The 23,084-nt window shown below is 62.8% G+C and carries 14 protein-coding genes; 4 read left to right on the top strand and 10 right to left on the bottom strand.

What is annotated here, in order from left to right; genetic code table 11:
• Positions 1 to 10 precede the first annotated feature (10 nt).
• The 5 genes from FHS06_RS04700 to FHS06_RS04680 form a co-directional block, all read right to left on the bottom strand.
• Entirely contained in the window at positions 11 to 5,908 is a 5,898-nt protein-coding gene (locus tag FHS06_RS04700) for an Ig-like domain-containing protein (RefSeq protein ID WP_341779521.1), read from the bottom strand.
• A 17-nt stretch (positions 5,909 to 5,925) separates the two neighbouring features.
• Positions 5,926 to 7,065 (bottom strand): serine/threonine-protein kinase, encoded by a 1,140-nt coding sequence (locus FHS06_RS04695; RefSeq protein WP_167046087.1) that lies wholly within the window; start codon positions 7,063 to 7,065, stop codon positions 5,926 to 5,928.
• Between the two features lie 144 nt (positions 7,066 to 7,209).
• The gene (locus tag FHS06_RS04690) at positions 7,210 to 7,881 is read right to left on the bottom strand and encodes a spermidine/putrescine ABC transporter substrate-binding protein (RefSeq protein WP_167047945.1); all 672 of its coding nucleotides are present in this window, start codon (positions 7,879 to 7,881) and stop codon (positions 7,210 to 7,212) included.
• A gap of 20 nt (positions 7,882 to 7,901) precedes the next feature.
• Positions 7,902 to 8,375, bottom strand: a complete 474-nt coding sequence (locus FHS06_RS04685) for a hypothetical protein (protein ID WP_167046084.1) — start codon at positions 8,373 to 8,375, stop codon at positions 7,902 to 7,904.
• The gene (locus tag FHS06_RS04680) at positions 8,376 to 9,362 is read right to left on the bottom strand and encodes an ABC transporter (protein ID WP_167046081.1); all 987 of its coding nucleotides are present in this window, start codon (positions 9,360 to 9,362) and stop codon (positions 8,376 to 8,378) included. It abuts the gene before it with no gap.
• A gap of 128 nt (positions 9,363 to 9,490) precedes the next feature.
• Here FHS06_RS04680 and FHS06_RS04675 point away from each other — a divergent pair, with 128 nt between their 5' ends.
• Positions 9,491 to 10,084 carry a hypothetical protein gene (locus FHS06_RS04675; RefSeq protein ID WP_167046077.1) on the top strand — a complete coding sequence of 198 codons (594 nt, stop codon included), beginning with the start codon at positions 9,491 to 9,493 and terminating at the stop codon, positions 10,082 to 10,084.
• A gap of 9 nt (positions 10,085 to 10,093) precedes the next feature.
• Here FHS06_RS04675 and FHS06_RS04670 read toward each other — a convergent pair whose 3' ends face one another.
• The 5 genes from FHS06_RS04670 to FHS06_RS04650 all read right to left on the bottom strand — a co-directional run bounded on the left by FHS06_RS04670 (position 10,094) and on the right by FHS06_RS04650 (position 20,989).
• Complete coding sequence (locus tag FHS06_RS04670) at positions 10,094 to 10,741, bottom strand: hypothetical protein (protein ID WP_167043772.1); 648 nt, start codon at positions 10,739 to 10,741, stop codon at positions 10,094 to 10,096.
• 144 nt (positions 10,742 to 10,885) lie between these two features.
• Complete coding sequence (gene rpoC, locus FHS06_RS04665; protein ID WP_167046074.1) at positions 10,886 to 14,761, bottom strand: DNA-directed RNA polymerase subunit beta'; 3,876 nt, start codon at positions 14,759 to 14,761, stop codon at positions 10,886 to 10,888.
• A 41-nt stretch (positions 14,762 to 14,802) separates the two neighbouring features.
• Positions 14,803 to 18,300: a DNA-directed RNA polymerase subunit beta gene (gene rpoB, locus FHS06_RS04660; RefSeq protein WP_167046071.1), complete on the bottom strand. Its 3,498-nt coding sequence runs from the start codon at positions 18,298 to 18,300 to the stop codon at positions 14,803 to 14,805.
• A gap of 353 nt (positions 18,301 to 18,653) precedes the next feature.
• Positions 18,654 to 20,228, bottom strand: a complete 1,575-nt coding sequence (locus tag FHS06_RS04655) for a 5-oxoprolinase subunit B/C family protein (RefSeq protein WP_182486559.1) — start codon at positions 20,226 to 20,228, stop codon at positions 18,654 to 18,656.
• Between the two features lie 5 nt (positions 20,229 to 20,233).
• Entirely contained in the window at positions 20,234 to 20,989 is a 756-nt protein-coding gene (locus FHS06_RS04650) for a 5-oxoprolinase subunit PxpA (RefSeq protein WP_167046068.1), read from the bottom strand.
• Between the two features lie 75 nt (positions 20,990 to 21,064).
• Here FHS06_RS04650 and FHS06_RS04645 point away from each other — a divergent pair, with 75 nt between their 5' ends.
• The 3 genes from FHS06_RS04645 (at position 21,065) to FHS06_RS04635 (ending at position 23,075) form a co-directional block, all read left to right on the top strand.
• Positions 21,065 to 21,925, top strand: coding sequence for a spermidine synthase (locus FHS06_RS04645; protein WP_167046065.1), 861 nt, complete (start codon positions 21,065 to 21,067; stop codon positions 21,923 to 21,925).
• A 104-nt stretch (positions 21,926 to 22,029) separates the two neighbouring features.
• Positions 22,030 to 22,557, top strand: a complete 528-nt coding sequence (locus FHS06_RS04640; protein WP_167046062.1) for a hypothetical protein — start codon at positions 22,030 to 22,032, stop codon at positions 22,555 to 22,557.
• A gap of 29 nt (positions 22,558 to 22,586) precedes the next feature.
• Entirely contained in the window at positions 22,587 to 23,075 is a 489-nt protein-coding gene (locus FHS06_RS04635; RefSeq protein WP_167046059.1) for a SprT-like domain-containing protein, read from the top strand.
• The last annotated feature ends 9 nt before the right edge of the window (positions 23,076 to 23,084 follow it).

The raw sequence follows: 23,084 nt of genomic DNA, 5'->3' as shown, positions 1-23,084 counted from the left end.
ATGGGGTGGCTCAAGGAGCACACGTCACGGAGAAATTCTGAGAAGCAGGCGAAAGGTTCCAGCCCTGCGCGCTCCAGTCAACTGTTACGCGGATGCCGTCAACGCGCACCGCGCCAGCAGGAACATCCCAGGTGCCTGCCTCGTGCGGCACTACCGCGTTATCTGCGTCGTAGTAAACGAGCGCTGCGGGGTCGAATGTGATTGCTGCGAGCCCATTCGAAGATTGGGAGGTAGTTGAAAGCGGTGCACCTTGTGTGCACGTCGCACCCCATGAAGCTTGCGTTTGGTACGGCGCACTCCCCGCCCGCGCTGACACGTTCGAGTACGGCGTTGATGTGTTCCAGAACGTGTGAACGTAGCGGACTTGAATCCCTGGGTTCTGATCAAAGGTGCTGTTGCTTGGCCAACCACTGAATTCGACGCGGTTATTGCGCGGCACCGACTCGTTCGATGTCGGCTGCTCGGTAATCGTCCATCGCGCGGTGTTGCCGTTTACCTGCGGTGCGCCATTGACCACGAACGTATATCCGGTCGGGGCGAAGCCACTCTGAATGGCGCGCACAGACTTGGTCGTTTGGGTCGTTCCGAATGAACGCCCATCAACGATGGATGCGATACACGCGACGAACGTGTATTCGCGCCCGTCTTCCAGCCTGTCGAACGAGGCTGTGTTTCCGCCGGAATTCGGGCGACAGTCCTGGCCTTCCGGCACGATGCCGTAGCGCATCGTTGATCCCTCGCCGCCAGAGTCTCCCACGACCTCCGCGGAGACCTTCGACGTGCCGTCACCGTTCGATGACGAGGAGAGACTCAGCCGAGGGTTCGTTGGCGCACCGACGCCATTGCCATATGCGGTGGCGGCCGCGCCCGACGTCACACCGTCGAGCCCCGGCGGCAGATCAAACCGTGACACCGGAGTCACGGTGATTGCCGTAGATACATTGGCCCCGACACGGAACGAAGGCACCTGAACACTGCGCTGGTTGGGCCCGACGTTGACTGTGATCGTGTCGCCCGCGGCACTCGAGATCACGAGCGACCCGGTCTCAGCGGATTCGACCTGACCGATCGTCAGCGATACGACGCCACCGGTTCCATCGGGCGTGACAACCGGTGATGCGCTGATCTGGCTCGGAGTCGCTGGCGTCTTGTAGGCCCAAGCGGTCGCCTGCACACTCGACTTCGATTCACCGACGCTGTTCACCGCCCAGGCTTCGTAGGTGCGCCGCTCACCGTTAGGCGCGGAGATCGCGGGGCAGGCGCCTGCCGTGGAACACTGCGCCACGACCTGGCCGTTGGAGCGGATCGTGAACCCTGTGAGTGCGGGGTATGCCTCACGAGCAGCACCGGGATCAACAGCAAGCGTCAGAGAGCCGTTGTCGTATGAGGCTTGACGCACGCTCGCGGGAGCCTTCGGGTATCCCTGCAGGTCAAGCAGAATTCGCCCATCGCGCTCGGCACTCGTCTGTCGGCCTTGAGCATCGCGCACTGTGAATGCTGCCGAGCACGTCGCGCCCGGGGCATCCTGCGACCACGACGCCGTCACCGCTGATGTAGAGGACACCGCGAAGCTCACGCCGACGCACGCGCCCGTGGTGCGAACGCCCACGACCTCGAGCGGCGTACCCGGCAACGGGTTCACTTCACCGGACGCGCCGATCACCGAGATGGTGCACGAAGATCCGGCCGCCTGCGAGCACGTTTGTGTCAGCGATCCCCCCTGCGGAAGGGTGGAGGGTGCAGCTCCCACGCGTAACAGCAGCCGAGCGGGCGCTACTCCCTCATGGCTTGGAACGGTCACGACGACGGCAGCTTCCGAACCCGGCACAGCAGTATCAACGCCTGTGATCGTGACGATCGAACCGTCGAGCGACACCTCGAATTGCGCGCTGCCGCCAGAGATGGCGTACTCGATACCGGCCCAGTCATCACGAAGCTGCCACGTTGTCATGTTCTTGAGATCGAACGTGACCGTCTCGCCGGGCCCAGCAGTAATGGATGCCGGCGAAAGTATGGGCTGCGGGTCAGCTGCGATGACCGTTATCGGCACCGAAAGGTATGTCCACTCCTCTTGCCCTACGAGGCGCACCGCAACCTGGCAGGCATCGGTCCACGGCCCACCGGCGCCAGCGTCGTATCGTACAGAGGTTCCGCCATCGGCCTGGCAGGATGCCTCCGCGCGGGCGCCGGACGCGGCAATGTCTTTGCCCACTTCGATTTCTTGCTGCGCGGGGACGGCGACGAGATCAGTCATGTCGAAGCTGACGGATTCGAGCTCGTTGACTTCCTGGGGCGGTACCGACGATTTCAGCGAGAGCGATAGGTCATCGTCGCCAGGCACACGCAAGAATGCGTATGTCTGGACTTCACCACTTGCGGTTTCGGCAGTGACCGCAAACGGAATGACGCGGGTGCGAGCCGGCAGTTGCCCACTCAGCTGGTCGCCATCGACGTTCACGTCGCTGTCAGAATCCCGCCAGAGCGAGATGGTCGCGTCGTCGAGATCTCCGCTCGACCACGTGGCGCGGCCATCGATCACGTTGACGCCATCAATAAAGTCGTCGCGGTTTTGCACCGTCAATACGGTGTCGGCTACGACGGGATAATCCGGGACGCTCTCTCTCACGACCTTGACAACGATGAGCCCACGGCCGGTGTTGCCTGACGCCGATTCGACGTCGTATAGGAAAGACATCGTGCCCGGCTCAGTACCGGCCTCGATAACGACCGTGGTGTCGGTGAGCGCACCAATGTGAGCGTCGCGTCGCCCGTACTCCGCGTTGACGCTGCCGTCACTGAGTCTTTCGGGGAGGTCTGGGCGCACAGCTGTGAGCGAAAGGCGCTTCATTGTGGGATCGATATCGTTCGCCAAGGGGCTGACGCGGATCGTGCTGTCTTCGCCGGCCTGTACTTGGACATAGTCGGTGAAGGTGATCGGGCTCGGATTAGATTCCCCATCGAGCACCCCGATTCGGACTGTGCCCTCCCCTGTCGATCCCGCGGCATCCGTGACGCGATAGCGAAAGCTCACCTGACCTCGAAAACCCGAGACGCTCGAGTATTCGATTGATTCGCCGTCAGCGGAGATCGTCGCAACGCCCGACTCCGGCTGCGTCACGACCGACTTCAATGTCACCACGTCGCCGTCGGGGTCCATACCGAACCCGTCGAAGCTGATCGCTGTCGACTGGCCTGCGAGCACTCTGCCCTCGAGCGTTTCGGGTCGAGGTGCACGGTTGACGTCGCTTGGAACGACGCGAACGCGGACTTTCGCGGTGTCGACGAGCGATGGTGCACCCTGGGTGTAGACGGAATAATCGATCGTGTAGTCGCCGGGTTCTTCCGGAGCGAGGTATCTCAGCACGCCACCAGAAGCGAAAGCAAGCGCATCTGGAGTCGAAGAGCTCACAGTGGAGGGATCGAGGATGGGCAACCCGCCTGCCGGAGAAATGTCGTTTTCTCGCACGGGAATGTCGATCTGCTCGCCAGCACGCACGACCACACTGTCATCGACCGCAATCGGAGCCAGGTCGGGCGCTTCGGGCAGCAGGTAGACCACAGCTTCACCCTCAACGCGCGATCCGGTGTCGTCGGTTCCATCGCTGACTGTGTAATCCACCGTGCCCAGCAGCCCACTTTCGCCAGTTTCGGTCGTACCGGTGACCCGCAGATAGTTCTGGGCGACCGAATCGACCGAAAGGCTCGAGCCATCGGCGGCGCGAGCGGTGACATCGCTGAGCAACAGCACGCGCCTCGTTGGGTTCGACACCGCGCTAAAAACGTCGATTGTCGCGTCTTCTTGCGGTCTCACGAACGCCACGACTGGCGCCGTCGCCAACTGAGCGGGTGCGGATGCCTCCAACACCGTGATGCGGGCAGTGCCCGATGCTTCAGACAGCCCATCCGTCACAGTGAAATCGACGCGGTATATCCCGGGATCATTTGGCGCAAAGTCGAACGTGGTCGCACCCTCGATGATCGTCGCCGAAGCATCGGCGTCGTCAAGGACACGCACGGAGGTGACAGCGAGTGTGCCTGCGGTTCCGGTCACGTGGGGAGCAACATCGACAGTCAGGCTCGCGTCGATCGTGTCGACAAGCGCGAACGACTGCACGGAAAGCTGCGGCTGAGAAGAGATCCTCACGATCAGCGGCTTCGTCACAGTTTGACCGGTCGAGTCCGATACTGTGACGTCCAATTGCACGACTTGCTCGGCACCTCCGCCGTCGTCGCTGTGCTGGAAGACAACTTCGCCCGACGGCGACGCGGCAACGCTGCCCACGTCCGATGCGTTGTCAACACTGAGCAGGAAAAGCGGGTCGCCTTCGGGGTCCACCCAGCCGTTCAAAACCGGAACCGTAACAGTTCCGCCGGGGGAAACCTCGGGGGTCGGCCATTCCGCCAGACATGATTCGACTCCGCACCAGACGGGCGCGGAGCTCTCTGCACCGACGGTTGTGAGCGTGACAGTGGTGGAGTTGGAAATTAGCCCATCATCCGTTGTCCCGTCGGTGACGGCATAAGAAAACGTGGCGGTTCCCGTCGCCTCAGGATCGACTCTGATCGCCAGCTGCTGCTGGTCTTCCGTGAGTGAGAGCGTTCCGAAACCCGGGTCGAGGCCCGTTACCGAGGTGGGGTCGATGCTGAGAACATCTTCGTTCGGGTCGTGATCGTTCAAGAGCACAGCGAGCGATACCAGCGCGCCCGGGCGCACACCAAATGTGTCGGGTTCGGCTATCGGTGGTTTGGGGTCGATGACGACAGCGAGCTGCTCGTCACTCGGAACGGATTCTGGGTCAGTGCGGTCATCCAGCGACCAGTCCTGACTCGACGCGACGAGTGCCCCGTCGGGAACGGTCCATACCCAGCCGCTTCTCATCTCATTCAAGATGACGGCTTCATCCGTCGCGACGAAAACCGGGCGACGAACATCTCCCAAACTCTCGCCGTTGTAGTCAAGAGCAACCTGACCACCGTCGGAGGTCCACAGCACGCCGCCGCCCGTTTCACCGGCCACCCAGGCGGCGTAGACGACACCATCCCGCACAATAGGCGCGGCGGGGCTCCCCAATACGGCCGAGCCCCCACCGACCGCAGTCGAAATATCTGAGCCGTCGGCAGGAACGCGTACGAGCATCGTTTCGTCAGCAAGGTAGACCGCATCAGCGTCAGCGTCAGCGCGGCCAACCACGACAGTGCCAGTGGTTCCCGCCGTCCCCGCGGCATCCGAGCCTCGACGCCACAATTCACCGTCTTCGGCGTCTACCACCACCCACGCATCGCCCGCGGCGGTCACAGCCGGCGTGCCGAGATCTGCCGTGAGGTCATCGCGCTCGCGCACCGAACCGTCGGAAATGTCGTAGGTCAACACCGAATCGTCTTGTGACGAGTAGGCGAACAGCGTTCCGTCACCGTTGACGGCAATTGCGTCGGCGGTATAGCTGACGGCGTCTTCGTCATCGTCCGTGCGAAAAGGCTCGACAGCTTGCGGCGTGCCCTGAGAGAGAAGTCCCACGTAGACAGCGCCGGCATCGGTACGATACGCGACGAAATCTCCTGCTGTTTCGACGTCGACGGTCCCCGGAGGAGTCGACGGTGACGCTTTCAACGTCTCTTCATCAAGATCGGTTGGCAGCGCTTCGTCAATCGCCGTGACCTTGCTGTAGCTATCTGAAAATAGGTAGGCGGCGTCCGACGTCTGCACGATTTGGCTGGGATTGCTCACGGCACGCACGGTGTCGAGCTCACCCACGGTCGTGTTCACGCGCGCGTAACGTCGACCGTCGCCGGTTTGCATAGCCCAGACCGACGTATCAGCGAGAGGCGTGTCGTGGGCATCCAAGCCGGGCCAAACGGCGGCAATCGTAGCGACAAGCGCAAGGGATGCGATGGAGGCGACCGTCGTCACTACTGTCCGCGGGCGCATCAGAGCACGCCAGCGATCAACAAGACTGTCACCGCGGTGGCGACCACGAGAACGAGGCCGCCAATGGCAATCAGCCAAGGAAAGGCTCTCCGCATCGCGGGTCGCCTGCCCGGTGCGGTGATGTCGGTGTCTTCATCTCTCACGTGAGAAGACATGCCGGTTCGCGATCGCGGCTTGCGGTAGCTTTCGCGTTCGACCGTCGTCCGCACCGGACCGCGCAGCGAGCCATCTGAGAAATCGAGTACAGGGCCGGATGCGGCCCATTCTTCGGCGGCGACTTCGATCGGCGTCATGGGAAGCGCGAGCTCGGCCTGCACTGTGCGAAGCGCCTCAGCTACTTCTCTCGCCGAGCCATATCGATGCTCAGGATTGCGGCTCATGGCACGCGCGAGCACGTCCTGGAGTGCACCGGGAACGTCTGTGCGTGCGATCGGCGCATAGCTGGCGCGCGCGATGCGGCGCTTCAACTGTTCGCGAGAGTTTTCGCCGCGATCGCGTCGCTCAAACGGACTCTGGCCAGCGAGAAGCGAATAAATGGTCGCCCCAAGGCTCCAGACCTCGGTTGAGACTGTTCCTGCGGTGTCCTCTGCGATGATCTCCGGCGCGCTCCATGGAATAGACATCGCGAGCACTTCGTCAGAGGGATCGAGCGCAAGCGAAGACGCGATTCCGAAGTCAGCGAGAACCGGAGTGCCGAAGGTCGTGATCAGGATGTTGCTCGGCTTGACATCACGATGAATCAAGCCGGCCCGGTGCGCGGATTCAAGAGCACTTGCCATGCGCACGCCTGTTGCCAGAACATCGGCGACCGGCAGCCGCTCTACGCGGTAGCGTTGCGCGAAGGATCCGGGGCAATACTCCATGACGATATAGGGACGCCCATCAGCGGAAACCCCGGCTTGGTACACGGTCACGATCGACGGGTGCGCCGAGAGGTGTGCAAGCACGTCAGCCTCGGAATTGAACATGCGCAAAAGTCCGGGATCACGCACGTCGCTGGGAAGTACTTTGACGGCGACCTGGCGGCGCGGCATGTCTTGCGCGTACAGAAAGACATCGGCGAATCCGCCCGACCCGAGCGGACGCACGTAGACGAGCCCGGGAATAACCGGCGGTGCCGAGGGCAGTCGCTGAGACACTTTGCCCCTTTCATCACCGCTGTCCGTTCGCTCTCAGTACCCAGTGAACTGGCTGATGAAGCTCGATCATGCTAACAAAAGCCCTGGTGAATTCCGTTCTCATCGCGAGCACAACCGTGCTCACGATGAGGCGCTGGTTCGCGCTCAGTACGAAGGGCCCTTGTCGCGCGGGGTTTGCGCACTTCCGAAGGGGTCATCGAGTGAGAGCGAGAGATCTGCGAGAAGCGCTTCGATCTGCGGCTCAACGTACGCCGACACGGCATCGTTGATGCGCTGGCGATGATGAAGCAGGACAGCGCACACTTCGCGACCCACGAGATTGGCGTAGTCGTCGGCGAGCGCAACTTCTTGACGAAGGGCGGCCTTCGCCTCATCACTCAGTGGCGGAAGGGCAGGAACTTCCGCATCGTCTTGATGCGCCATTCCGGAAAGAGTGAAGAGAAAAGGCGCCCCAGGCGCGGGTTCCGGATCGAGGGGCAAGCCTTCGAACTCCGGCTCGAGCCCTTCGGCCGGCCGGTAGCTCCGAGCACGGTTGCGTGCGGCCTGTTGGTCAAGCTCGCTCTGCAACATGGGGAGGTTCCGCGCCGTGTACTCAGCGACGGAGTGATCGACAATCGACTTCACTCGGGTGGATAGACCGTGCTGCACTCCGTGCGGCACGTCGGCGCCGAGCCCCGCCGCCGAAAGCACCGGGGATCCAATACAGCGGCGGCATGGTGCCACGCGTCCGCGATGCGTTGCCGGCTCCCAGCGAGGCACCCAACGCAGCCAAGCGTCCACCGCCTGGCTGACCTGTGTTTCGAGCGAGCGCTCCACAGACATCTACGGTAGCCCCATTAGCGTTCCCATGGCCACTGCGGCGGCTGTGCTCGGGTACGAACGAGGGCAATTGCTGACCAGGAAGCGATGAACGCGGCGAACGCAATAATTCCGCCCGGCCAGCCCACCGCAAGCGCCGCCGCAACTGAACCGCCAACCGCCGTGTCAGCTACCGCGATAGCTGCAGCGATGCCAGTGACGAAAATGTAGGCGAGATACCCGGCAGCACACGCCCATCCTGCAGTGAAGAACGACGGACGAGTGCGCCGAAGGCCCACCCACGTGGCACCCGCCCAGCCCGCAAGCGCCCCCACGAAGCCGACGACTCCGGGAATCTGTCCCAGACCCCTCGTTGTGATCACATCAGTGTTTGTCACGAGACTCGCGATCCCAAGACCGCAGATCGCGAGCGCGACGAAGCCGATGCCCGAAAAGGCAAGTGCCGCGGCAGGGCCAACGCCACTGCTCCCGGAATTCGCCTCTCGTGACACTTATCCGCGGTAGAGCTGCGGGCCGGCTTCGAGCGTTCGCTCGTATTCGAGCTGTGCTTCGTCGTTGATTTCGCTCACACGCTTGCCGCGACGTGAAACCCACGCGCCGAACCAGATAGTAAGTTCACGACCCAGCACGAAAGAAATGATGGCGTAGGGCGAAAGCGCCTCGGCACCGATGAGCGCGAGACCATCGCGCGCCGTGAGCAACCAGAACGGAGCCTGAAACAGGGCGCCGAGGATGTAACCAAAGTACGAAGCGACCCCGACGAGCACACCCCACACAACCCAATGGCCCCAGCGACCGCGGTTGATCACTGCGCCCAGCAGCCAGAAAGCGAAGTAGAAGACTGCTACCGGCATCCAGAAGTTCCACGCGGTGACGGTCAGAACGATCGTGTCAACAAGTGAGTCAACGTTGATCCGGCCAGCGCTCCACCCGATGATGAGCACGGCAGCAAGCAGCAAGACGGCGAAACCGAGCGCTGCGAGAAGTCCAATTGCGCCTGCCGCACCGCGGTTGCCGCGCGGACGCGGCGCCTCGGGGGCCTGCACAAAGATCGGCTGGGGCGCCGAGGGTGCAACGTATGCAACTTCTTCTGTATAGCCTGCCTCAGCCGGAGCGGGCTCACTGGCTGTCACTGCGGTCGCTGAGGCATCAGCAGCCGCAGGTTCAGCAGCGCCGGGAGTCTCTTCAAGGGGGCGGTCATACCAGGCAGCGCCGGATGAGGCATCGGGCTGTTCGGCAGCGTCAACGGTCGCGTGAGCTTCCGGAGCAGGTCCAGACTCGACGCGCGCTGATGATGCGATGGCGTCTTCCTGAGCTGCCTCAGCCGCACTCGCCGGAACTGCGCCGTCCGAACTATCGGTCGCGTCACGACCGGCAGCGTCGGCGTCAGCGAGACCCGCCTGCGCCTCTCCTACGACGTCGTCGACGTCTTTCGGCTCGTCGACCGGTTCGCCGTACGATGATTTCGAATCGCTCATCGGATGCTGCTCCTCCTGCGGGACACCTCCCCGCCCCTGTGAGGCTAATACCCGCGGGTCTGTGCGGGGCGCAGGCGTGCCGCCGTGTCTCCACGTGTGTAACCGAATCGGGACTTATCGTGAGCATCATGCCCCTGAACCAGCAGTTACGTGGTGTCGTAATCGCGACAGCGGTTGTCACGCTGACACTCTCGCTGGCGGCTTGCCTCCCGGAACCATCTGCGTCGCCTGCGCCCGCTCGCACGAGCGCGACTCCAAGCGAAAGCCTCTCCGCCTCCCCGACACCGACTCCGAGCGTCACTGCCGTTTCGCTCCCGACAGACTGTCGCAAGATTCTCACTCAAGACGTGCTGGATGAGCTCGGCGAAACTCCGCTCAACGATCCCGCGACCGGAGTTTCGACGGGCGTACAGGCCGACGGGTCACTCATTTGCCTGTGGCGGGATGTCCGCGCCGACACCACGTACTTGCAGACCACAGTTTCGGCGATGAACCGCGGACCCGCTCTCGATCTCATGAATCAGTTGCGCGCCGACGACGGCTACTCCTGCTACACGCCCGACGACGGTACTCGGTGCGAGAAGGTCTGGATGAATCAGAAGTACCAGGTAAACGATGGGCGCACCCTCTTCTGGCGCGACGACATCCTCATCGACACGCAATACTCGAATCTCGCGCCGGCGGGCTACACCGCGGCAGTTGTCGACAGCGTTTTCGGCTAAGACGTTTCGCTATCCGGGCCAGAGGCGCTCGGCGACCCGCTCCGTGTACAGCGATGGCTCCCACGCGCTGAATTGCGTCGCAACCCACAGGCCATCACGAAAGACGTGGTCCTCACGGGTGTTATCGATGTTCTTCGTGCACCGGATGCCGTCACCAAACTCCGAGCAGACGTAACCCTGGCTACCGAGGCTTGCCTCGGCGATGCCCTGTGCGCCGCCTTCGACTTCAGAAACCGTTGTCACGATGCTGCCGGTCGTTGTCGCGTTCCAGGCACACGTCTCGAGGACCTTTGGCCCGAGCGCCGCCGCGAGACTCGTGGCATGAGTTGTCGGTAGGGCGTCATTTTGAATCGGGTGTCCCCCGGTGCGGGAACTCAATTCTTCCCACAGCACATCGGTGTAAAGCGAATGGCACTCGTCGACTGACGCCGATGGGTCTGCCGATTCAACCGGGCCTGCGACAGTGCCGAGTCGAGCGTCTTCTGGCTCGACGGCCACACGAGGCGCAACCGTCGGCCCTCGCAGGGCACTTCCGGCCCAGTCAATTGAGGGCCCGACCATCGGAAGCGCCACAACGACGAGGACACCGATGATGGCAGCACAGATGAGACCAACCGGCCAAGCAAGCCAGTTGTTTCGCCCCCCAAGTTTTGCCATCTGCGACCTCCTCCTCAACGCTACGTGCGGCCGGGGAAGGTGACCCGGCACGACGCGCGGTCAGAACGACGAAAGGGCCCCAGCCGAAGCTGAGACCCAATCGATCGACACAGGATGCCGCAGCTCACTGCGGCATCCTGTTCGCTAGTTGTACGTGCCGGGCGTGAAGTCGTCCGTCGAGAAGCTGTCGAAGTCGACATAGCTCAGGTCGGCATCGCTGTAAGCGCCGTCGGACGCGAAGATGCGGTTGGGGTACCGCTCGCTCTTCGCTTCTTCGGTTGCTTCCACCGTGACGTCGCGGTACTTCGCGAGCCCTGTTCCGGCGGGGATGAGCTTTCCGATGATGACGTTCTCTTTCAAGCCCATCAGCGGGTCGCTCTTGCCTTCCATGGCGGCCTGCGTGAGAACGCGGGTCGTCTCCTGGAACGAAGCTGCTGACAACCACGATTCGGTCGCAAGCGACGCCTTCGTGATACCCATGAGCTCCGAACGGCCGGATGCGGGACGATTGCCCTCGCCAACCGTCTGGCGGTTGACGTCAACGAAGCGACGCGAGTCAATGAGCTCACCCGGAAGCAGCGTCGTGTCACCGTGGTCAACCACGGTCACCTTCCGCAGCATCTGACGAACAATGACCTCGATGTGCTTGTCGTGGATCGGAACACCCTGTGAGCGGTAGACGCCCTGGACACCGTTCACGAGGTACTTCTGCACCTCACGAGCGCCCAGAACACGCATGATCTCCTTCGGGTCGAGAGTTCCGACCTGCAGGGGCTCGCCAACCGTGACGTGCTGGCCATCTTCGACCAGCAGCGTCGCGCGCTTCAGCACGGGGTAGACGTGCGGCTCATCGCCGTTGTCAGGCGTCAGGATGACCTTCTTGGACTTGTCCGTCTCTTCGATCGTGATACGGCCATCGGCCTCAGCGATCGGTGAAGAACCCTTAGGCGTGCGCGCCTCGAACAGCTCCTGCACGCGGGGCAGACCCTGCGTGATGTCATCTGCCGAAGCCGAACCACCGGTGTGGAAGGTACGCATCGTCAGCTGGGTACCGGGCTCACCGATCGACTGTGCTGCGATGATACCGACTGCCTCACCGATGTCGACGACCTTGCCGGTTGCCAGCGAACGGCCGTAGCACTTCGCGCAGACACCAACGGCCGACTCACAGGTCAGGACCGAGCGCACCTTGATCGAGGTGACGCCGGCTTCGACCAGCTTGTTGATGAGGACGTCTCCGACGTCAGCGCCAGACTCAGCGAGAATCTCGCCCTTGTCGTCGACAACATCAGCGGAAAGCGTACGAGCGAACACGGAGTTCTCAACGTTTGCATCCTTGACCAGCACGCCATCGGCTCCGGGAGCCGCGATCGTGAACGCGAGGCCCTTCGACGTTGCGCAGTCCTCTTCGCGGATGATGACATCCTGCGAGACGTCGACGAGTCGACGTGTGAGGTATCCCGAGTCGGCGGTACGAAGCGCCGTGTCAGCCAGACCCTTACGAGCACCGTGGGTTGCGATGAAGTACTCGGCGACCGACAGACCCTCGCGGTACGAGGAGATGATCGGACGGGCGATGATCTCACCTTTCGGGTTGTTCACCAGGCCTCGCATACCGGCGATGTTCCGGATCTGCAGCCAGTTACCACGAGCACCCGACGACACCATGCGGTTGATGGTGTTGTCCTCGGGGAAGTTCGCGCGCATCGCGACCTGAACCTCGTCGGTTGCCTCGGTCCAGATCTTGATGAGCTCCTGGCGACGCTCGGCGTCGGTCGTGAGGCCCTTCTCGTACTGAGCCTGAACCTTCGCGGCGAGCTTCTCGTAGCGGGCGATGATGTCCTTCTTACCGGGAGGGGTAAGAATGTCGCTCAGCGCGACGGTAACGCCCGAGCGCGTAGCCCAGTAGAAACCGGCATCCTTGATGCGGTCGAGCGATGCCGCGACCTCCACCTTCGGATATTCCTCAGCGAGCTTGTTGACGATCTGCGACAGCTTGCCCTTGTCTGCCTGCTCGCGAACGAACGGGTAGCCCTTGGGAAGGGTGTCGTTGAAGATCGCCTGACCGAGAGATGCGTCAAGCAGACCGTGGCGCTCGTATCCCTCGGGGGCTTCGCCCTCAAGGAATGAGAGACCGGGAACGCGAATGCGTACCTTCGACTGGAGATCGAGCGTGCCCTCATCCTTTGCGAGAATCGCTTCTCCCACAGAACCAAAGACGCGACCCTCACCGGCGCCACCAACCTTGACCGTGGTCAGGTGGTGGAGACCGATGATCATGTCCTGCGAAGGCAGGGTCACCGGGCGGCCGTCCGAAGGCTTCAGGATGTTGTTCGAAGCGAGCATCAGGATGCGAGCTTCGGCCTGAGCCTCGACCGACAGCGGAAGGTGAACAGCCATCTGGTCACCGTCGAAGTCAGCGTTGAACGCAGCACAGACGAGGGGGTGAAGCTGGATGGCCTTACCCTCAACGAGCTGAGGCTCGAACGCTTGGATTCCCAAACGGTGCAGCGTGGGCGCACGGTTGAGGAGCACGGGGCGCTCGCGGATGATCTCCTCGAGCACGTCCCACACCTCGGGGCGTGTGCGCTCAACGGCGCGCTTTGCTGCCTTGATGTTCTGCGAGTGACCGAGGTCGATCAGGCGCTTGATGACGAACGGCTTGAACAGCTCGAGTGCCATCTGCTTGGGCAGACCACACTGGTGGAGCTTGAGCTGAGGTCCGACGATGATGACGGAACGACCCGAGTAGTCAACGCGCTTACCCAGCAGGTTCTGACGGAAACGACCCTGCTTGCCCTTGAGCATGTCTGACAGCGACTTGAGAGCGCGGTTACCGGTTCCGGTAACGGGGCGACCACGACGACCGTTGTCGAACAGTGCGTCAACAGCCTCTTGAAGCATGCGCTTCTCGTTGTTGACGATGATCTCGGGAGCACCGAGGTCAAGCAAACGACGCAGACGGTTGTTGCGGTTGATGACGCGACGGTAGAGGTCGTTCAAGTCGCTGGTCGCGAAGCGACCACCGTCGAGCTGCACCATCGGGCGCAGCTCCGGCGGGATGACCGGAACAACATCGAGCACCATCGAAGCCGGGCTCATGCCGGTCTGAAGGAACGAGTTGACGACCTTGAGGCGCTTGATCGCGCGGATCTTCCGCTGACCCTTACCCTCTGAGATCTGCAGGTGAAGGCTGTCCGCCTCCGACTGCAGGTCGAACGCTGCAAGGCGACGCTGGATCGACTCGGCACCCATGTGGGCTTCGAAGTACTGACCGAAGCGGTCCTGGAGCTCGTGGAAGACGTCATCTTCGGGCTTGAGAGCACCGACATCGAGCGTGCGGAAGTCTTCCCACACGCGCTCGAGCTTGGAGATCTGCTCGTCGGCGTTCTTACGCGTCGACGACATCTCCTTCTCTGCGGCGTCCTTGACCTTCTTCTTAGCGTCGGCCTTCGCGCCTTCAGCTTCGAGAGCAGCAAGCTCCTCTTCCAGCTTCTGGAGGCGGTCAGCAACCTTCGCGTCGCGACGGTCTCCGATCGTCTTCATCTCGAGACGCAGGTTGTTCTCGTGCGTCGGGAGGTCGCGGTGGCGTGCGTCCTCGTCGACTGAGATCACCATGTAGGCGGCGAAGTAGATGACCTTTTCGAGGTCCTTCGGTGCCATGTCGAGCAGGTATCCCAAGCGCGAGGGAACGCCCTTGAAGTACCAGATGTGGGTAACGGGTGCGGCGAGCTCAATGTGGCCCATGCGCTCACGACGCACGGAGGACTTGGTGACCTCCACGCCGCAACGCTCGCAGACGATTCCCTTGAATCGGACGCGCTTGTACTTACCGCAGGCGCACTCCCAGTCACGGGAAGGTCCGAAGATCTGCTCGCCGAACAGACCGTCCTTCTCGGGCTTGAGCGTGCGGTAGTTGATGGTTTCGGGCTTCTTTACCTCGCCAAAGGACCAACGACGGATGTCGTCGGCGGTCGCAAGGCCGATGCGAAGCTGATCGAAGGTGGTGGATTCGAGCACTGGTTCTCCTGTGTCGGAAATTCTGTCGCTGGGGGGCCGGATCAGATCTCGTCGATTGACGAGGACTCGAATCGGCTGGAGATGTTGATGCCGAGCTCTTCCGCTGCGCGGAAAGCGTCGTCATCCGTGTCACGCAAGTTGACGACGGTGCCATCAGCCGAGAGGACCTCGACGTTCAGGCAGAGCGACTGCATTTCTTTCATGAGCACCTTGAAGGACTCGGGGATGCCCGGTTCCTGGATGTTCTCGCCCTTGACGATTGCCTCGTACACCTTGACGCGGCCGAGGATATCGTCGGACTTGATGGTGAGGAGCTCCTGCAGTGCGTAAGCCGCGCCGTAAGCCTCGAGCGCCCACACTTCCATCTCACCGAAGCGCTGACCACCGAACTGTGCCTTACCACCGAGCGGCTGCTGGGTGATCATGGAGTACGGACCCGTCGAACGCGCGTGGATCTTGTCGTCGACGAGGTGGTGAAGCTTCAGGATGTACATGTAGCCAACCGAGATCGGCGCCGGGAAAGGCTCACCCGAACGACCATCGAACAGCTGCGTCTTACCGCTGGAGTCGATGAGGCGTACACCGTCACGCGTCGGGAGCGTCGAGTCGAGCAGACCCGCGATCTCCGTCTCGGCTGCACCGTCGAACACGGGGGTTGCAACCTTCGTGCCGGGGGCAGCTTCGCGTGCGTTGTCGGGAAGACGGCCAGCCCACTCGGGGCTACCCTCGACCTTCCAGCCCTGCTTCGCGATCCATCCGAGGTGGGTCTCGAGCACCTGACCGAAGTTCATTCGACCGGGGATACCGAGCGGGTTCAACACGATGTCAACGGGAGTACCGTCCGAGAGGAACGGCATGTCCTCGACGGGCAGAATCTTCGCAATGACGCCCTTGTTTCCGTGACGACCAGCGAGCTTGTCACCTTCGGTGATCTTGCGCTTCTGGGCGATGTAGACAACAACGCGACGGTTGACGCCCGAGCCGAGCTCGTCGTCACCATCTTCGGCGTTGAACTCCTTGACGGCGATGATCGTGCCCTGCTCGCCGTGGGGAACCTTCAATGAAGTGTCGCGAACTTCGCGGCTCTTCTCGTTGAAGATCGCACGAAGCAGACGCTCCTCGGCGCTGAGCTCGGTCTCACCTTTGGGCGTGACCTTGCCGACGAGGATGTCACCGGGACGAACCTCGGCGCCGATGCGGATGATGCCGCGCTCGTCGAGGTCCTTCAGCAGATCGGGGCTCACGTTCGGAAGGTCGCGAGTGATCTCTTCCTTACCGAGCTTCGTGTCGCGCGAGTCGACTTCGTACTCTTCGATGTGAATCGAGGAGAGCGTGTCGTTCTTCACGAGGTCCTGGCTGAGGATGATCGCGTCTTCGAAGTTGTGACCCTCCCACGTCATGAACGCTACGAGGAGGTTCTTACCGAGGGCGAGTTCACCGTCTTCGGTGGCGGGTCCGTCGGCGATAACCTCGCCGACTTCGATGCGCTCACCTTCGGAGACGATCACACGCTGGTTGTAGCTCGTGCCCTGGTTGGAGCGGTCGAACTTACGCAGGAAGTAGTCCTGTGTGCCACCCTCATCGAGCTGGATGGTGACGACGTCAGCCGACACCTCGCGAACCACACCGGCCTTCTGAGCCGTGACAACGTCACCGGCGTCGATGGCTGCGTAGCCCTCCATACCGGTACCGACCACGGGCGATTCGCTGCGCACGAGCGGCACAGCCTGACGCTGCATGTTGGCACCCATGAGCGCGCGGTTTGCATCGTCGTGCTCGAGGAAGGGGATGAGCGACGTCGCAACCGACACCATCTGGCGCGGCGAGACATCCATGTAGCCGATTTCTTCGGCCGGGTAGAGGTCAACCTCGCCACCCTTACCGCGACGTGCTAGCACGCGGTCGGTAGCGAACGAGCCGTCTGCAGCAAGTTCAGCACCGGCACCAGCAACAGTGAAGTCGTTCTCTTCGCTGGCGGTCAGGTAGTCGATGGTCTTGGAGACCTTGCCGTTTTCGACACGGCGGTACGGGGTCTCGATGAAACCGAACGCGTTGATACGAGCGAACGATGCGAGCGAACCGATCAGACCAATGTTGGGGCCTTCAGGCGTCTCAATCGGGCACATGCGGCCGTAGTGAGACGGGTGAACGTCACGAACCTCGACGCCTGCACGCTCACGCGACAGACCACCGGGTCCAAGCGCCGAAAGGCGACGCTTGTGGGTCAGGCCCGCGAGCGGGTTGTTCTGGTCCATAAACTGCGACAACTGGCTGGTTCCGAAGAACTCCTTGATCGCGGCGACGACGGGGCGCACGTTGATCAGGGTCTGCGGCGTGATCGCCTCGATGTCCTGCGTCGTCATGCGCTCACGCACAACACGCTCCATGCGCGAAAGTCCGGTGCGCACCTGGTTCTGGATGAGCTCACCGACGGCGCGGATACGGCGGTTACCGAAGTTGTCGATGTCGTCAACGTCGATACGGATCTCGGCGGGCTTGCCCGAGCGGACGCCGTCGTACGACGCGTCGCCACGGTGCAAACGCACGAGGTACTTGATCGTTGCAACGACGTCTTCAACGGAAAGAACCGAGTCGCTCAGCGGCTTGTCGATACCGAGCTTCTGGTTGATCTTGTAGCGACCAACCTTCGCGAGGTCGTAGCGCTTTGCACTGAAGTAAAAGTTGTCGAGCAGCGCACGGGCAGCTTCAGCAGCAACCTGCTCGCCCGGACGGAGCTTCCGGTAGATGTCGCGAAGCGCATCTTCCTTGGTGAGGATCGTGTCTTTCGCGAGGGTCTCTTCGATCGACGTGAAGCCGGCGAACTCGTTGAGGATGTCTTCGCTCGTGAGGCCGAGGGCCTTCAGGAAGACCGTGACCGACTGCTTGCGCTTGCGGTCGATACGAACACCGACCTGGTCGCGCTTGTCGACCTCGAACTCGAGCCATGCACCACGGCTCGGGATGACACGCGCCGAAACGATGTCTTTGTCACTCGTCTTGTCGGCGGTCTTGTCGAAGTAGACACCGGGTGAACGGACGAGCTGCGACACAACGACACGCTCGGTGCCGTTGATGATGAACGTTCCCTTGTTGGTCTGCAACGGGAAGTCGCCCATGAAGACGGTCTGGGTCTTGATCTCACCGGTCTGGTGATTCATGAACTCAGCCTCGACGTAGAGCGGAGCCGCGTATGTCTTGCCGCGTTCCTTGCACTCATCGATCGAGTACTTCTCCGGCTCGAGATACGGGTTAGTGAACGAGAGTTGCATCGTCTCGCTCAGGTCCTCGATAGGCGAGATCTCCTCGAAGATCTCTTCCAGGCCGCTGTGGAGCGCGATGTCAGTGCGCCCCTGTGCCTGTGCCTCAGCTAGACGCGTCTTCCAGGCGTCGTTACCGACGAGCCAGTCGAAAGACTCCGTCTGCAACGCGAGAAGGTCAGGGACCGTCAGCGTGTCGGAGATCTTGGCGAACGAAAGCCGCGACGCATCGCGACCGTTCTTGGGGGTGGTGGGGTTGGATGCGTTGGGCGCAGCAGCCAAGGGATAACCTCCGTGAGCCCGGATGAGGGCTCGTGATCCTTTGTCGTCAGGTGAACTGCTCAGTCGTCCCCCATTTAGCCTTCACGTCACGCACCGTGACAGCACGGGGACGTGGAGGCCCAGCCGACCACCATATGAGGGCAGGGAGAATCCAAGAGCGCAAGGAACAACTATATCCCGCGTGACGCGCCGTGTCTACTGGATCCTTGACCCGGTGTGAATCGTGAGGTATAAACCGACCTTTTGCCGCCAAGATGAGCTAATATTCCGCGGATAATCCGGCTCACTGTGAGTATGCCCACAGTCTCAGCGGACTGCATTCACGCGAGACCGAGGGATCAGGATGCCTCGCGCTAGATGCCGTGCCGAAACCGCACGCGCATGCCGGGGCGGGCCTGCGCCAGAGCATCGAGCGAGGCATCCGACACGACCGCGATCACCGGGTACCCGCCTGTCACGGGGCCATCGGCGAGCAAAATCGTCGGCTGCCCTGAGGGCGGTACCTGGATTGCGCCAGGGATCATGCCCTCACTCGGCAGTTCGCCGGGGCGGGTTCGCTCAAGCACTGGACCTTCCAGCCGCACGCCCACCCGGTTGGCATCAGCCGAAATTGTCCAGAGTGCCTCGAAGAGGGCTTCGTGAGCGGATGCCGCGAACCACTCACCGCGCGGCCCGGCCTCCGCGCCCAGTTCGATCACGTCGTCGGTCGGTGCCGTCCAGGGCGCAATGTCGAGCGGCGGAACAGGCCCCACCACATCGTTTGCCAGTGCGACACCGTCGCCGGAAGCGTACGCGGCGCGCCCGAGACCTGCGAGCACGTCGGATGATCTCGACCCTGCCGAAATCGGCCCCGCTACTCCCCCACGCACCGCAAGGTACGCCCGGATGCCGTGCTCAAAAGCGCTAATTTCAAGCTCCTCGCCTTCGGGCCAGAGCGTTGCCGCGAGGGCATCGAGTGCCAAAGCGCCCACTCGGGCCACGCCACGAGCACCAGCCAGAGCGATCCAGAGATCGCGCTCGGCAACGGCGCGAAAACCACCGCCGGTGACCTCGATCGCCGCGGCATCCTCCGAGTTACCCACGAGCCGGTTCGCCACCGCCAGAGCACCCCGGTCCAGAGCGCCAGACGGTGCGATGCCGAGCGAGGCGGCGCCGGGTCGTCCCCGATCCTGCACGGTGGACTGCCACCCCGGTGCGGCAATGGTGAATGCTGCGGGCACGTTCGGCCGCTCGGGCAGAGCTGGTGGCGCAGCGATGACGGCTTCGCGCGTCGGGCCGGCGGCGACAAAGCGCACGCGGCTTCCGGGAGTCAGGAGCACGGGAGATGCGGCATCCGGGTTGAAAAGTACCGCTTCGGTCGTGCCGATGAGCCGCCAACCCCCGGGAGTTGCACGCGGATATGCACCCGTGAAGTCGCCCGCGAGACCGACAGCGCCCGGCGGTACTCGCGTGCGCGGGCTGTCGAGCCGCGGCACATCAAAGTGCCACTCGTCGCTGACAAGATAGCCGAACCCTGGTGCGAATCCGGTGAAGGCGACAACCCAGTGCGCTGCCTGGTGGGCAGACACGAGAGCATCAACGGAGACACCGAGGGCCGACGCCGTACCAGCCAGGTCGGGGCCGTCGTAGGCGACCTGAAGCTCGATGACCGGGGCCGAATCGAGACGGATGGGGGCGGCATCCGTCTCGGCCTCCGTGATCCAGGTGCGGGCGGCAGCGAGCGTCAAGCGTTGCGGGTCGATCCGCACGAGCACTGTGCGCGCCGCGGGAACGAGATCGACGACGCCCGCGGGGCGAGAGGCGGCGAGCGCTGCGTGGAGATCAAGCACCTGCGGAAGGGTGTCGACTTCAGCCAGGAGCGCGGCTGCTCCGAACGGTAAGACACGAATGGCCGAGCCACGCGCCTTTTTCTCGTCAGGGATAACCATGCAGATCACCACGGCGCAGCGATGTCGAAGGCGGCTTCTGACAGGGCCCTGCGGACGGCGCGAGCCATTTCGACGGCCGCAGGAGTGTCGCCGTGCACACAGAGTGACCGGGCGTCGACCGCGATCGTTGTGTCGTCGATCGCGTTGACCGTTTGCTCCCGCACGAGTTGTACAGCCCGGGTGGCAACCGCGTGTGGGTCTTCCAGCAGGGCGCCGGGCATCGTCCGCGGCACGAGCGCGCCATCAGGAAGATAGGCGCGATCGAGGAACGCCTCTCGAACAAACGGCAGGCCCAGAGCGACGGCTTCACTCCGCAACGCTTCTCCCATTGCCAAGATCGGAAGCGGGCGCCCGAGGGCTTCTGACAGGTCGGCGACTGCAGCCACAACGGCCGCTGCCTGCTGTTGATCACTGCCGGCCGCGTGATAGAGCGCGCCGTGAGGTTTGACGTAGCTAATGTCGGCGCCAGCGGCTCTCAGCGCCGCCAACTGCGCCGCCATTTCGCACCGCAGTTCTTCCGCGCTCATGGGAACAACCGTGCGGCCGAAACCCGCGCGATCGGGATACGAGGGGTGTGCGCCGATCGCGACGCCGAACCGCGCGGCCCGATCAACGGCCTGGCGCATGGCTATGCCATCCCCCGCGTGACCACCACACGCGATATTCGCGCTCGAAATCAGCGAGAACATCGCTTCGTCGTCGGCCGTGGGCACGCCGTCGATCGTCTCGCCGAGGTCGGCATTGAGATCGATCGTCGCCATGCCCCAACGCTAGCGCCGAGCAGCCGCAATACGGCATGTTGCGAGCCCTCGGCAGGAGGGGCCTACGGTTAAGGCATGGCCCGGGCACATGTAGAAGAGCCGCCACAGACGCGGTTGAGCGATGGCACAATCGCGCGCGTTGTACCGTCGGCGTACACCGGCGGCTTCGAACTCGAAGTCGATGGCACACCGCAGTCGCACGTCGACCTCGACGACCCCACGCACCTGCACTTCGAATATGTGGCGCGGATGGGCGCCGTCATCGACCAGCTCAGGATGCCGGGGCAACCCCTCACGGCAGTGCATCTTGGCGCGGGCGCCCTCACCATTCCCCGCTACATCGCGGCGACGAGGCCTGGATCGCGCCAGCAGGTCGTCGAACTAGAGCAACCGCTCGTCGATCTCGTGCGTGAAAACCTGCCGCTTCCCAAAGGCGCCTCGATTCGGATGCGCATTGGCGATGCTCGGGCAGGGCTTTCGCGGCTTCCTCCCGCGATCACCGGCAACGTCGACCTGCTGGTATCTGATGTGTACGCCGGATCACAGACACCGGCTCATCTGACCACGCTCGAGTTCTACCGCGAAGCGGCAGCCCTTCTCGCGCCCGACGGGGTGCTGCTCATCAATGTTGCCGATGGCGCGGGGCTCGCATTCGCTCGACGTCAAGTGGCGACAGTTAACGCTGTACTCGATCACGTCATCGTGCTCGCCGAAGTGCAAACCCTCAAAGGTCGCCGGTTCGGAAACCTTGTCGTGGCGGCATCCCGAACAAAACTCCCCACCGAATGGCTCCCGCGGTTGATGGCGGCCGGTCCGCACCCCGCAAAGGTGGCTGAGGGCAACGAAGTGCGCGAATTTGCCCGCAGCGCACGAATAGTCACAGATGCGGATGCTGTCGCGTCACCGAAGCCGGCGGCATCCCTGTTCGAACGCTGACCTGTTCGAATGCTGAGGCCACGCTGGATGGTCGGCGCGTCGTCCGCGCGGGCGCTGACCGCCGAGGCACACTGGAACAGTTCTCGTGCGGGAAGGATATCGACGTGAGCTACATCGAGGGTTACGACACCGACACCCTGCGCGAAATCGTGAATCTTGGCGAGTGCCAGGAGCGACTCGACGAAATTGGGCCGCAGCGGAGCCTCCCGGCACTACTGGAGCGCGTCTGGTTGCTGAAGGTGCTCGACGAATTGGATGAGGCACTCGCCGTATCCGAGCAGTCGGTGCGGGTCGCGCGGATGGCAGGTACTCGCAAAGACGTCTTGCGCGCGCGCATTCTGCACGCGACAGTTCTCCACTGGCGAGGCGCACTCGGTGCGGCCGACCACGAACTCACGACGTGCGCCGACGAAGCCGAGGGTCAGAACTGGGCGGGTATCGCCGCCTTCGCCTACCAGCACCGCGCGAAAGTGCGGTTCGACGGCGACGACCTCGAGGGCGCACGGGTCGATTTCAAGCGCACCCTTTTTCTTCGGCAAGAAGCGGGAGCATCGGAAACCGAGCTTCAATCGACACTGCTGTTGATCGATGCAATAGACCGACACCGCGCGCGGGTTCAACTCGCCATTTGAGTGTCGTAGGTATGTTCTAGTATTTTCGCATGTCAGATCTAGATCGCGTACGCCACTGGGCTGAGGCGCTTCTCGCCCTTCACCTCGATTCGTCGTGGAGTTTCGGTTTCGATAACGCGAAGCGTCGCGCCGGCCTCTGCGACTACACGCGAAAGCGCATCAGCGTCTCGAAGTATCTGACCGCTCGCTACGACGACGACACCAACCACCAGACGCTGCTGCACGAGGTCGCTCATGCTCTCGCCGGCCCCGACTCTGGCCATGGCGCGAAGTGGAAACGCATCGCCCGCGACCTCGGCTATGTGGGTGGCACAACGCATCGCGGCGAGACAGCGGAAGAACTCGCCCCATGGGTCGGCCGCTGCCCCGCGGGTCACACGGCGTATCGGCACCGCCGCCCGACCCGCGCGGCGTCATGTGTCGCATGTGCGCCGCGATTCGACCAGCGCTACCTCTTCACCTGGACGCGACGCGAGATCACCCCGGCGACACGCCTGGCCGCCCTGACGCCCAGGTAGCTCCCGCGG

Source organism: Microbacterium halimionae (assembly GCF_011761265.1).
GTDB classification, from domain to species: domain Bacteria; phylum Actinomycetota; class Actinomycetes; order Actinomycetales; family Microbacteriaceae; genus Microbacterium; species Microbacterium halimionae.
The sequence above is the reverse complement of the archived record's forward strand: the minus strand, read 5'-3'. Positions and strand labels throughout refer to the sequence as shown.

Bases quoted from the DNA above. Each gene is read 5' to 3' on its own strand.
- FHS06_RS04655 (WP_182486559.1), bottom strand. From the start codon at position 20,228: ATGGTTATCCCTGACGAGAAAAAGGCGCGTGGCTCGGCCATTCGTGTC.
- FHS06_RS04635 (WP_167046059.1), top strand. From the start codon at position 22,587: ATGTCAGATCTAGATCGCGTACGCCACTGGGCTGAGGCGCTTCTCGCC.
- FHS06_RS04680 (WP_167046081.1), bottom strand. From the start codon at position 9,362: ATGAGCGATTCGAAATCATCGTACGGCGAACCGGTCGACGAGCCGAAA.
- FHS06_RS04650 (WP_167046068.1), bottom strand. From the start codon at position 20,989: ATGGCGACGATCGATCTCAATGCCGACCTCGGCGAGACGATCGACGGC.
- FHS06_RS04675 (WP_167046077.1), top strand. From the start codon at position 9,491: ATGCCCCTGAACCAGCAGTTACGTGGTGTCGTAATCGCGACAGCGGTT.
- FHS06_RS04670 (WP_167043772.1), bottom strand. From the start codon at position 10,741: ATGGCAAAACTTGGGGGGCGAAACAACTGGCTTGCTTGGCCGGTTGGT.
- FHS06_RS04645 (WP_167046065.1), top strand. From the start codon at position 21,065: ATGGCCCGGGCACATGTAGAAGAGCCGCCACAGACGCGGTTGAGCGAT.